At 44.3% G+C, this 12,217-nt stretch carries 11 protein-coding genes; 3 read left to right on the top strand and 8 right to left on the bottom strand.

Annotated elements, in window-relative coordinates; all coding sequences use genetic code 11:
* Positions 1-3: 3 nt before the first annotated feature.
* Complete coding sequence (locus FN815_RS09885) at positions 4-1,191, top strand: thiolase family protein (protein ID WP_142454479.1); 1,188 nt, start codon at positions 4-6, stop codon at positions 1,189-1,191.
* A 63-nt stretch (positions 1,192-1,254) separates the two neighbouring features.
* Positions 1,255-2,112 carry an SDR family oxidoreductase gene (locus FN815_RS09880; RefSeq protein WP_142454478.1) on the top strand — a complete coding sequence of 286 codons (858 nt, stop codon included), beginning with the start codon at positions 1,255-1,257 and terminating at the stop codon, positions 2,110-2,112.
* A gap of 2 nt (positions 2,113-2,114) precedes the next feature.
* Here the strand turns inward: FN815_RS09880 and FN815_RS18885 are convergent, their stop codons facing one another.
* From FN815_RS18885 to FN815_RS09850, 7 genes are all read right to left on the bottom strand, one after another.
* Positions 2,115-2,270, bottom strand: a complete 156-nt coding sequence (locus tag FN815_RS18885) for a hypothetical protein (protein WP_185957249.1) — start codon at positions 2,268-2,270, stop codon at positions 2,115-2,117.
* Positions 2,271-2,334: 64 nt separating this feature from the next.
* The gene (locus tag FN815_RS09875; RefSeq protein WP_142454477.1) at positions 2,335-2,682 is read right to left on the bottom strand and encodes a hypothetical protein; all 348 of its coding nucleotides are present in this window, start codon (positions 2,680-2,682) and stop codon (positions 2,335-2,337) included.
* A gap of 203 nt (positions 2,683-2,885) precedes the next feature.
* Positions 2,886-3,740, bottom strand: a complete 855-nt coding sequence (locus tag FN815_RS09870; protein WP_142454476.1) for a Gfo/Idh/MocA family oxidoreductase — start codon at positions 3,738-3,740, stop codon at positions 2,886-2,888.
* A gap of 81 nt (positions 3,741-3,821) precedes the next feature.
* Positions 3,822-4,004, bottom strand: coding sequence for a PspC domain-containing protein (locus tag FN815_RS09865; RefSeq protein WP_142454475.1), 183 nt, complete (start codon positions 4,002-4,004; stop codon positions 3,822-3,824).
* Between the two features lie 155 nt (positions 4,005-4,159).
* The gene (locus FN815_RS09860; RefSeq protein WP_142454474.1) at positions 4,160-5,935 is read right to left on the bottom strand and encodes a M56 family metallopeptidase; all 1,776 of its coding nucleotides are present in this window, start codon (positions 5,933-5,935) and stop codon (positions 4,160-4,162) included.
* 2 nt (positions 5,936-5,937) lie between these two features.
* Positions 5,938-6,315, bottom strand: coding sequence for a BlaI/MecI/CopY family transcriptional regulator (locus tag FN815_RS09855; RefSeq protein ID WP_142454473.1), 378 nt, complete (start codon positions 6,313-6,315; stop codon positions 5,938-5,940).
* Between the two features lie 90 nt (positions 6,316-6,405).
* A complete protein-coding gene (locus FN815_RS09850; RefSeq protein ID WP_142454472.1) occupies positions 6,406-6,903 on the bottom strand; it encodes a TIGR00725 family protein in 498 nt (165 codons plus the stop codon).
* A 129-nt stretch (positions 6,904-7,032) separates the two neighbouring features.
* On the opposite strand from FN815_RS09850, the gene FN815_RS09845 reads away from it, so the two are divergent.
* On the top strand, positions 7,033-8,601 hold the full coding sequence (locus tag FN815_RS09845; RefSeq protein ID WP_142454471.1) for a cryptochrome/photolyase family protein: 1,569 nt from the start codon (positions 7,033-7,035) through the stop codon (positions 8,599-8,601).
* A gap of 36 nt (positions 8,602-8,637) precedes the next feature.
* On the opposite strand, the gene FN815_RS09840 is transcribed toward FN815_RS09845, so the two are convergent.
* A complete protein-coding gene (locus FN815_RS09840) occupies positions 8,638-11,772 on the bottom strand; it encodes a sensor histidine kinase (RefSeq protein WP_142454470.1) in 3,135 nt (1,044 codons plus the stop codon).
* Positions 11,773-12,217: the final 445 nt, after the last annotated feature.

Genomic DNA, 12,217 nt, shown 5'->3' with positions numbered 1-12,217 from the left:
ATTATGAATGATCGAGAAGCATATATTGTAGCAGCAGCAAGAACCGCGTGTGGAAAAGCTAACAAGGGATCGCTCCGCTTTACTCGTCCCGATTCAATGGGTGGGGCCGTGGTGAAAGATCTTTTAAGCAGAACGCAGGGACTGGAGCCTGAACAGGTTGAAGATGTCATTATGGGTTGCGCCTTTCCCGAGGCTTCACAGGGGTTGAACGTAGCCCGGCAAATTGCCCTATTGGGGGGCTTGCCGGATGCTGTTCCCGGTGTCACCGTAAATCGTTTCTGTTCCTCTGGCTTGCAAACTATCGCGATGGCCGCCGAGCGTATTATGGCCGGCAGTGCGGATGTTATTATCGCGGGGGGAGTTGAATCTATGAGCTTGGTGCCCATGGGCGGCATGTCGGTTCAGCCCAATCCACAGCTTATGGATGAAAAGCCCGGTGTATATGTAAGCATGGGGATCACGGCAGAGAATGTGGCAGATAAATATGGAGTGAGCCGGCAAGATCAGGATGCCTTTGCCTATCGCAGCCACCAGCGTGCCATCAAGGCCTGGGAAGAAGGTAAATTCGATGATCAGATCACACCGATAGAGGTCAAAGAAAAGAAAATAACGGCTGAGGGAGAAGTAGAGGAAGAAAGCTTTACTTTTAAACAAGATGAAGGGCCTCGCAAGGATACATCCGTAGAAGCTTTATCAGGCCTGAGACCTGTTTTTAAGAATGGAGGTAGCGTGACGGCAGGGAATTCTTCACAAATGAATGACGCTGCCGCAGGTGTAGTGGTGATGAGCGGAGCCATGGTGAAGAAACTGGGACTGGAACCTATGGCTCGTTATGTAGGCTTCCAGGTTGCAGGGGTTGCTCCTGAGATCATGGGTATAGGTCCGGTAGAAGCAGTTCCAAAAGTATTGAATAAAACGGGCGTCAAGCTTTCAGAAATTGATTTGATTGAATTGAACGAGGCTTTTGCCTCCCAGTCGTTGGCCGTTATTCGGGAACTGGATTTGGATGAGGATATTACAAACATAAATGGCGGTGCAATCGCAATGGGACATCCACTTGGATGCACCGGCGCCAAGCTAACTACCCAAATATTGCATGAAATGGTCGCCCGAAAATCCAAATACGGCCTGGTAACTATGTGTATTGGCGGCGGAATGGGCGCAGCCGGAATCTTCGAAAACCTGAGTTAATGATTGCGTTCATCAAGCAAATCATCAATCAACATTCATAAATTATCAATCCAAACATCGATCATGTTTAAAGAAGACACGCTATCTGAAAAAACTATATTAATAACCGGCGGCGGAAGTGGTCTTGGTTTGGCAATGGCGAAGGCTTTTGCCAGGGCTGGAGCTGATGTAGCCATTTGTGGTCGTACAGAGGAGAAACTCCAGAACGCAGTGAAAGAAATTGAGAAAGAACGGGCTGGAGCTGTTGCAAGATACTATCAGTGTGATGTTCGGGATTATGATAGGGTCACATCGATGTTTAAACATATGATTGAAGATTTCGGGTCAGTTGAAGGTTTGGTGAATAATGCAGCAGGAAATTTCTTATCAGCTTCCGAAGATTTAAGTCCAGGCGGGTTTAAAGCGGTAGTGGATATTGTGCTACATGGCAGTTTTAACTGTACCCATGTATTCGGCAATTACCTCATCGATAATGATAAAGAAGGAAATATCCTGAATATGGTTACCACCTATGCCGAAGGAACAGGGTGTGCGTTTGTGTTGCCATCTGCTTGTGGAAAGGCAGGGGTATTGGCTATGACCAAATCGCTGGCATTTGAGTGGGCAGAATATGGGATACGATTGAATGCCATCGCTCCGGGACCATTTCCAACAGAAGGGGCTTGGTCTCGACTGGTGCCTGAAGAGAAAATGGAAAAAGAATTTATCAAAAAAGTGCCTTTAAAAAGAGTTGGCGAGCCCGAAGAGCTCGCCAACCTTGCTGTATTTCTAATGTCTGACCTCTCATCTTATATGACCGGAGAATGTGTGGTCATTGATGGAGGTGAGCGACTTCAGGCTGGTCAGTTTAACTTCATTGACGGTTTAATGCCACGAAGTAAACTAAAAAAAATCTTCAAAGCCATGAAGCCCGGTTCATGATCTTAAGAAATCAGGAAGCCGATCATTAACGCAGTAAACATTACTGCGTAATAAAATCGTTTTACTTTTCTGTCGGGTTTATTCAGCCCGAAGATGTTTTTAAAGATGTAGTGATCAAATCCTAATTTGTAATACTTCTCATATAATTTTGCTCTCATAACGGCACCTCCTCATTTTATTTGGTGCTATTTTTTTGTTGATTAATTAAAAAACTAACAGCCTTTATTTTTTCGCTGTTAGCAAAGATTTATTTGCACTGATTAACTCACCATCAATGGTCGTTTGGATAGAGAGTTGTTTTCCTTTATCAAACTCTGCAACGGTAACCACTTCATTTGATTGGTAACCGTATAAAACCCACGTACCATGTGGCTTAAATTTCTTGTCTTCTTTCCAATATTGTCCTTCCTGCACGATATCTCCATTACTATCGAAGAATGTAACATCAAAGATATTTTGTGAAACATGAGTTAGAACACGCTCATGCTTTTCATTCGTCACTGTTTGTTGTGCAAAAAGTGTTGATGAGAATATCAGTGCAAATACAAGGGTAAAAAACGTTGTTTTCATAGTCCTCTCCGTTCAGTTTCTGCTCCAATGTTAAGGAATTGTTAACAAAAAGTAAATCTATTATTACCTGCTTGTTAATTTATTGTTACGGAATGGTGTTATCGGTCCCCGAAGCTATAACTATAGCAACAGTGTAGAGCTATGTTTGTTCCTTGATCTTAACACAAGCAGTTTGTGATTTTTTTGCAAACGAAGAGAGAGGATTAACTAAATTGCTTTAGCCTTTGCTGAATACGGTCAACCTGAACAGCAAGTTGGTAGGCATCATATGTATTGTAGGGAGGTTCTTGCTTCATTTGGATGGCTTTGAGAAACATAAGAGCTGCCTTTTCGGCTGCTTTGGATGGGTCGAAGTTTTGTTTCTCGAAATAAAGGCGTCCGCTTGAGTTGGTTTTACCTACTCTAACTTTTTGTGAGGGGGCATCACATTCCAGAAGCTGTTGGCGGGAAGAGGCAACGCGAAGGTGTTTGTTCTCGGATGCCCCGGTGTAAATCTTTATATCTGCTGTAGAGCCGTTATCAAACCGCAGAAAAATGTGGATGGTAACCGGCAGAGTTTGTTCCATGGTTATCTGTTTGGCTTCCACATGGTGAATGCCGCTATCAATCCATTTCATGCAAAGGCCAAGTTCATCAATCCAAAAATGCCGGAATTCTTCTTCGGTGTTTAAAAATTGGGAATAGTTTACTTCCCGTGTAATGCTTAGCAAGGTAGGGCGATTGATTTGATCCATCATCCACTGCGTAGCGGGTGCCAGGGTAGGCCAGTGAGAAAATTGTACGCAAACGCCGGCTTCTTCGGCTGCCCGGTGTATGTTTTCGAGCTTTTTGGTGTGAGTAGGCTGCCGGGCAATCAGGAAACAGTTAAGTCCAAGCCGTATGCCTTCCAGCAGGATATCCAGATTGTCGGGTGTATCATCAATTAGCAAGCAGGCGTCTACATTTCCTACTTCGTTAATTTTCGGGCAAAGCTCCACTTCTTCCACAATACGGTGCGGGCGCAAGTGTTGCTCCCAGGCAGCAGCACGTTTTGCATCTCCGACAATTCCGACTTTCATAAGCAAAAGATTTGTGAGTGTCCAAGATGCTAAGTACCTGCCAATTAAACAAGAAGGCGAATAGTACTAATAGAGCGCTTTTTATTCTGGCATGATGATGGCCAAAATGAAATAAACCAGTACAGCCGTTCCAAAACTTGAAATTAGAATAACAGCAAAAAGGATTCGAACAAGGGTGGGATCCCAGCCAAGGTATTCGGCAAAGCCGCCGCATACACCGGCCAGCATTTTATCAGTGCGTGATTTTCTCAGTTTTGATGACATAGTGCTAACTTTTTAGATTACAGTCTGTGGATTGCTACGCCCGAGAATAGCAGATGTTTCAGCATCAAACAAATAAAAAAGCGGAGACAAGGCTCCGCTTAGGTAAAAATTTGCAGTAGGAGTGATCTACATCAGGTCGCTGTTATCTAAGCATTTTATTTGCTTTGCTGTTTTTCTGGAGGATTGGGTGCAGCAAAATCAGAGTCTTGCAGTTTGAAATTAATAGCCATGGCGTATTGCACACGAACAGCTTTGCCTCGTTGCATGCCCGGTTCAAACTGAGCTTCTTTTACCACCCGAAGGGCTTCTGCGTCTGCTCCACTGCTGATGCCACGGACTACTTCCGGTTCTATCACATCTCCGTTTTCATCCACAACAAACCGTACCACGACCTGGCCTTCAATCCCTGCCTTGCGGGCTTGTTCAGGGTATTCAATTTTACTTTGAATGGCTTGCATCCCACCGATAAGTTTGGGCATTTCTTCTACAACCACAAAATAGTCGCCATCATCGCTTTTAGTTCCTGGCGCTGGAGGCGGAGGAGGTGCTTGTTTAAATGCATCCGGTATGGCTGTTATGGTATTTGTTTGAACCTCATAAGGCAGATGTTGTATCCAAAGTGGAGACTCATCGGCGTTGTTAATAATGGTTGCGGAAGACGAAACAGTTACATCCATCTCATTGATTGAGAAGCTTAATGTATTACCACTCACTTGACCAGCCCTTTTGCTACCTTCAAAATTTCTGGGAGCAATTTTAAACACTCCTTTTGTGGTATTTAGCACCAAAGCTCCCAAGCCAGATACTTCCACTTGGTCGCTTCCCTTTATGTTTTCTATAGCTAACCCATTAATACTAATCTGAGGACCTTGTAATTGTAAGGTTGAGCTTTCCAGCTCTTCCATTGATAATGATTCCGGTGTTCTTAAATCAGAACAGGCAATGGGCAAGGTAATACCCACAATCATCAGCAATAGAAAAGCGATGCTTTGCCGGAAAGAAGCTTTGTGTAGTTTATAATACTTCATGGTTTTAATCCGTTTCTTTAAGGTTGATTGTTGAACAGCCATGCTCACTGACAACCGTCCCGCACTCCCTGAAAGAGGAACTAATTCATATAAAAGGGAAGCGTAGGATTTTATGGAGAACTCGGATTTGGAAAGTACTTCCTGATCACAGGAAATTTCCCGGTAGGTGTCAATCTCCTGGCTCCCGTACTGTATCAGCGGATGAAACCAAAAGACCGATTCAATCATAGATAAAAACAATTGTAGCAGGTAATCGCCCCTTTTTATGTGCGTAAGCTCGTGCTGAAGGGCCATTTCAAATTTGTCTGGCTGCTGTTGCAAAACACGGGGTAAAACAATCACCGGTTGTTTCCATCCAAAGGTAAAGGGCACAAGCGGATGATCATGAAAAGCCACTTTAACATTCTGATAGGCTTTTTGGGGTAACGAACGAATGTCCTTCAGGTCAACTATGGACAAAGTTTTATACAGTGATCTAAGATCCAAATAACTATTTATAAGCCGTCCGGTCATAAACAAAGAGATTGCTAAAAGGCATAAAGTGACAATACCTATCCAAAGCGAGGGGTCTATCCAATCCATAGTCGTGGCTTCACTTACCGAACTATTTGCCGTTACTACTATTTCAATAGGATTTTGAACTACAAAAAAAGCTGTTTCAATGTTTGATGAGGAAAACCACTCCGGTACTTTTTGCAGCAAGGCGGCCGCACCAATTCCAAGTGGCAAAGAAAGGACAGCTGCCACCCGCAAGTGGTAGTGAAAAAGCGGGTTCATTGTATCCCAATAGCGTAAAATCAAAAAGGTAAGCGCGCAAAATACAGTCCATATCCCCAATGGAAACCAAAATACATCCAGACTTGTACTCCCTAAACTCTTAAGTGTAAATACCAGGTCTGCCATCGTTAATCCTCCATGTCATCAATCATTTTTCGTATCTCTTGTAGTTCTTTTTCACTTAGGTTCTCTCCTTTTACCAGCGTTTGCACCAATGCAGAGGTTGAGCCCTTAAAAACTTTGTCAATCATTCCGGAAACCAAACTCGACTGCACCTCTTCCGGATCTTTGCGGGCACTATACACATAGGTATTCCCGTCTTTACGGTACTTTAAATATCCTTTATCGTTTAAATTCTTCATGATGGTCATGACCGTGGTATAGGCTACCTTGCGGTCCATAAGGATCCGGTCCTTAACCTGGGCTACCGTAGCTTCACCCATTTCCCACACGTGGTGCAGGATTTCCATTTCCGATTCTCCAAGTGGTGTCAGTGATTTTCGCATGGCTTATGAATTAGTTAGTACTAATATAATAGTATTAGAGTAAATCGCAAAAAGTAATGTCTCTTTTCGCAAGCTTACAAGCTGTACGTCTTACTTTTCTTTCAAAACTTGTTTGATAAGTTGCAGCGTCGCTTCCACTTCTCCGGCTTGATACAATCGCGGATGAGTAAGAGAGTAGAAGAATTTCAATGATTCGTCAGTTTGATTCATCAGGATTACAGGCTTGTCGTTTTTTATAGCGAGGGCAATTTCTGACGCCGTTCCGGCTCCTACTCCCACTGCAATAACAACATCCGATGTTAGCACATTGATGTTGTTACGTCCGCTTCCGGTGTCGGTTTTAATTGCGATATCCACAAATTCAGATTGATTGGCGCCATCCGGTGAAGGCAATATTCCAATGGTGGTTCCTCCGGCTGCTTTAGCTCCTTTCATAGCTGATTCCATTACTCCAGAAGCACGTCCGCCGGTCAAAACCAGGTAGCCTTCCTGTGCTAAAGCGTTGCCAAGAATATAAGCAGTATCCAGGTCGCTGCTGGTTGCCCCACTTCCAGGCCCCATAATGCCTATAATGGTTTTGTTCTTCATGCCGGATTATAACAGTTCAGGAAGAAAGAGTCGAGGCTGGCCAGGATTTCAGCTAATAGCCACCTTCAGTGAGAGGGCAATGACCACTTTATGGGAACGCTCTACCCCTTCAAATCACTTTTATAGCACATGAGTAAACAATCTTTTATATCCCTTATCAAATCAGGCACAGATCAAGCAGATCTGAGCAATCACAAAAAAGCGGTGTTCATTTTACATGATCAGCTGAATTTGGAAAGCTGGCCACAATGGGTGCAGGATGAAAAACCGGTGCTCATTTTTGTAGAATCCGAAGCCTACCTGCGCTCGCTGCCTTTTCATAAAAAGAAGCTGATTTACTTGCTAAGCAGTTTGCGCCATTTTGCCCTGGAGTGCCCAGAGGCGGGATTTCCGGTCTACTATCACCCCACAGAAGAAAACATTGGCAGTGGACTGAATGAACTTTTAAAGGCGAATAAGCAACTTCAGCTAACCTACATGACACCTTCTGAGTGGAGCACACGGGAAGAACTTCGTGATTTGAAGAAAGAGTTCAAAGACCGTGTAAATGAAACCTCGAACACATTTTTTCTGGCAGATGCAGAAGCTTATAAAGACCGGGTAAAAGATGGCTGGCTGATGGAGTACTTTTACCGGGAGATGCGCCAACAAACCGGTTACCTGATGGATGGAGATAAACCGGAAGGTGGGGAATGGAACTATGATGAGCAGAACCGGGAGAAGCTTCCCAAGGATCATCCGGTACCTGAAATTGCAGAAACTGAAACGGGAGATATTACCGATGAGGTAATTGCTTTGGTTGAGGAAGAATATGAAGATCACTTTGGTAAAAGCGAAGGGTTCAGCTACGCGGTTACCCGCCGGCAGGCTTTATATCGCCTTAACGAGTTTATAGATCAACGGCTGGATGAATTCGGTCCGTATGAAGATGCAATGGCACATGGCCGACACGAGCTTTTCCATTCCCAATTATCACTCTATTTGAATAATGGGTTGATACTTCCCAAAGAAGCTTGCGATAAGGCGGAGAAAGCGTATCAGGAAGGAAAGGCCCGGCTGAATTCAGTAGAGGGATTTATCCGGCAAATTATCGGGTGGCGGGAGTATGTTAAGGTGTATTATGAAGCCATGATGCCGGAAGTCCGGGAAGCCAATCATTTTGATTTCAAGAATGCTCTGCCGGAATTATACTGGTCGGGCGAAACCAAAATGAATTGCCTGCAACAATGTGTTGAACCGGTGATTAATGAAGGATACTCCCATCATATTCCGCGATTGATGGTACTGAGTAACTTTAGCAATCTCACCGAAACCGATCCTCGGGAACTGAATCGCTGGTTTTACCTGGCCTACGTGGATGCCTGGGAGTGGGTGGTATTGCCAAACGTGCTGGGGATGTCTACTTTTGCAGATGGCGGCGTATTGGCCTCCAAGCCTTATGTAAGCAGTGGTAATTACATCAACAAGATGAGCGATTATTGTAAACACTGCGACTATAAGATCAGTAAAAAAACCGGCGAAGACGCCTGCCCTTTTAATTACCTCTATTGGAATTTTATCGACAAGCAGAGAGATACATTCGCCAATAACCAGCGCTCCAGTTTTATGGTGAATATGCTTGATAAGAAATCAGAAGAGGATAAAGAAAAGATTTTCAGTTCCTCTCAAAAATTTCTGGAATCATTAGAGCGAGAATAAGACTAAAGTTTTTAGAATGTTACAATCTTAAGAAAGTCAGGCGCTCACTTTAGATGCCAAAGGCAATTTCACCGTAAAAGCGGCCCCATTTCCGGGCTCGCTTTCACACCAAATATCTCCATCCATGATTTCAACCAATTGCTTTACGATGGATAAGCCCAGTCCGGTTGATACCTCATTCCCGGTAGGCTTGGTATTTATTTGGCTGAACTTTTGATAGAGTTTTTTCTGGTCTGCCTTAGTAATTCCCGGTCCTTGGTCCTGCACTGTTACGGTTCCAAATTCACCATTCTTCCCTACTATAATTTTTATGGAAGAAGAGAGGGGAGAATATTTGATAGCATTAGAAATCAAATTATCCAGTACTTGTTCGGTCAATGATAGATCGGCAAGGATAACTGGGTCCTCTTCTTTTGCATGATGTACCTGTAACTCCATTTTCTTTTTTTCGGCCTGGAGCTTAAATCGTATTGTTGATTTTTCAGCGGTGTGCCCTAACGAAATGGGTTGCGGATTTGGCTGGATATTTCCGTGCTCAATGCGGTGTACGTTCAAATAATTGTTTATCAGGGCAGACATACGGCGGGAGCTATCGTTGATCAACTGCCCGTACTGGCGGACTTCATCGGACGAAAGAGTACGCTCAGGAGATGACAAAAGCTGGCTCAAACCCTGTATACCCGTAAGCGGACTCCGCAGATCATGAGTGGCAATATTCATGAACTCACTCTTCTCTTCATTCAACCTTTTCAGTTCTTCATTTTGCTTGGTGATCTCAGCCGACCGCTCTTCTACTTTTTGCTCCAATTCGCGATTAAAACTTTCAAGCCGGCGGGTTTTTATTTGATTCACTGATTTAACCGCCCCGTAAAACATCCCCATAAACAAAAGAGCAAAGCCCATGTACGCCCAGGTGGTACGGAACCAGGGAGGGCTCACAACAAAGGCATATTCTGCAACAGCACTGACCTCGCCTTCGCGGTTGCGGGCTTGTACGGCAAAAGTATATTCATCTTCCCAAAGGGAGGTGTATTCCACGACATGATTATCTGTCCAGGCAGACCATTCGGAATCCAGCCCTTGCATACGATAGCGATATTCTAGCGCACCTTGACTGCCAAACCAGGGCAGGGCATTGCTGAAGCGAAAGCGGGTTTTGCGGTTATAAGGCACTTCTGGTAGGCCGCTAAAATTCGGGGGTATGGAGTAGGTGCTGTCGGCAAAAACCTCAACCGATCGAATTTGTGGCGATGGCAGAGAGACTTTTGATGTACTATTGGCGGATTCAGAGTACTGTAGAATCCCTGATAAGCCTGAAAAGAGGATGCCATTAGAAGTTTCATTAATGCTAAGTATGTTGCCAGACGGTAGGGCCGTAAAAGGCGCACTTGAGGCTTTTGCCGAGGTGGAAAAAACAGAATCAATCCGGGTGGTATGCTGCCGCTGCCGATTGGCTCCAACCCATAGTGTGCCGTTTTCATAATGAAAGCGATAGATGCCCAACATCTGCTGCTCGTCCAGGCCGGGGCTTCTCCATTCTACAAAAGTATCTTCTGCTTTCTTATACTTATAAAAATTGGTAATCGTAGAAACAAAAAGCTCTCCTTCAATCCATTGCATGCTTGCGTTATAGGCCACAAAGTAGTCTTCCGTTTTGCGATACGTTTTTACCGAAGAAGTGTCAAAATCCGGGGAAACATAACGAAGTCCGTCGCTTTGTGTAGCTACCCACAGGCCTCCGTTTTCATCTTCCAGTATTTGGCGCACCGGGTTTCCTACTTCCAAAAAAGTTTTCGATGCAGAAAATGTAGCTCCATTTTTTTCAAGATAATAAAGCCCGGATGTAGTACCGGCATAAATACGGTCCGGCTTCACAGAAGACTGCAATAGACTGCTGGTAAAGGTAGATTGAAGTTCTCGGGTTCTGCCTTCATCAACCCAAAATAATCCAAAATTGTTACCTGCCAGTAGTGATTCCTTTCCAGAGCTTGGATCGGTAAATTTGGTAATATCCCAGACAGCCGCCGTTATTCCGGGCAGCGGGATAAAGCCATTCCCATCTTTCCGATATAGCCCGGTGGTGGTAGCTGCATATAATTGGTTATCCGCCTCAAGAGCCTCAATAACCACCCGGTCCAGGCCGTTTTGGGTATTGTAATAACTTATGGGCGAGCCTGTCTCTGCTATGGAAAAACCGAAGTCGAGTGCTATCCAAAGGTTACCCTGCCGGTCTTCAAACAAAGAATGAACGGCGTTGGATTGTAGCCCGGACTGCTTGTCGATTTTTTGTACCCATTCTCCCGCTTTATTAAGAATGAATACTCCATCGGTAGCTGTTGCAATGGCATAATCTCCGTTTTTTAGCTGGATGCCATCAGAGATGGCTGCCGACTTCAACTGCTCGTTGATTTCATTCGAAAAGGGCTCCAGTGTTCCTCTCGGCTTACCGTCTGCAGCTTCGATATAGTACAAATACAGACCGTTTTGCACAGAACCGGCCAACACGCGTTCATCGTCGAAAGGAAGCAGGAAGTCAGGCCGTTTGTCGGTGGCAAAAGCTTCTCCGCCCGCGGCCATCTCAAGTCTTTTGTTTTTATTTAAGCGTAATAAACCGGTATTAGCCTCGGCCACAAACAGGCCACTATTGACGGTAAATACGCCCCTGAAAGAATGTTCTATGGGATTTATACCTTCAAGTTGTTCATCAGAATAACGATGCAATCGTCTTTGGGTTGAAAGCCATAACGCATCCTCATACTCTACCATGTTCCAGGGCATACTAAAATTTTGCGAGACACTATCCAGCTTTTGATGCAAATGGGAGTAAGAAGGGAGCCCTTGTTGGTTAGTAACAATCTCCCCAAAAACATTGTTGGCCGCATAATACATCTTGCCGTTTGAGGTAGTAAACAACTTGGTAACCATCAATGGGGCGCCTTGCACGGGCGTAAACATTTCACCGTCAAATATTACGATACCCGTTCCGGTGGCGGCGTAAATATGTCCGTCCTCATTTTGCGTGATTTCCCAAACCTGGTTATGCGCATTGTATTCTTGCGGGCTGAAATTCCGTATCAACGGATTTCCTTTTTTCTGAGCTTCGGCTGACTGAACAAAGGGCAGTAGCAACAATAAAAAAGCAAATACAGATGAAATGTACTTGAAAGTCATTAATAGTTAATAAGGTTAGCAACATCTAAGATAAATACGAAAATAGTGAAACCGACTGCTAAAAAACAGTCAACAGTACCTCAGTTGCGTGACGGTTGACTAGAGAAGATTTCTATTTTGATGTGCTACAAAAAAAATTTAGGCCGAGGAATCTCGTCCGACCACTGAAAGGGCAAACAGGATAAACATGTTTGAGAAATTGTAGAGGTACATACCGCAGAAATAAGGCAGGAAGTGGTCTCATATGTTAGAGGGAGAACTATTTACCAACAGGCAAAAGGTTGTATAAGTAGCTTGTGATCTTTACTCTCTGCCTGTTTTATTGGAATCGAGCCAGCCTGGCACCTTCAGTATTGGTCTATGCACTGCCTGCAGGCAGATGCACTTCGTCAGGTATATCCAGGCTGGTTTTTTCTGCCGTTGAACCTCAACAGTACCAACAGAG

Origin of the sequence: Gracilimonas mengyeensis, from assembly GCF_900182705.1 — a bacterium.
In the GTDB taxonomy this organism is placed as follows: Bacteria; Bacteroidota; Rhodothermia; order Balneolales; family Balneolaceae; genus Gracilimonas; species Gracilimonas mengyeensis.
This window is presented reverse-complemented; position numbering and strand designations above follow the sequence as displayed.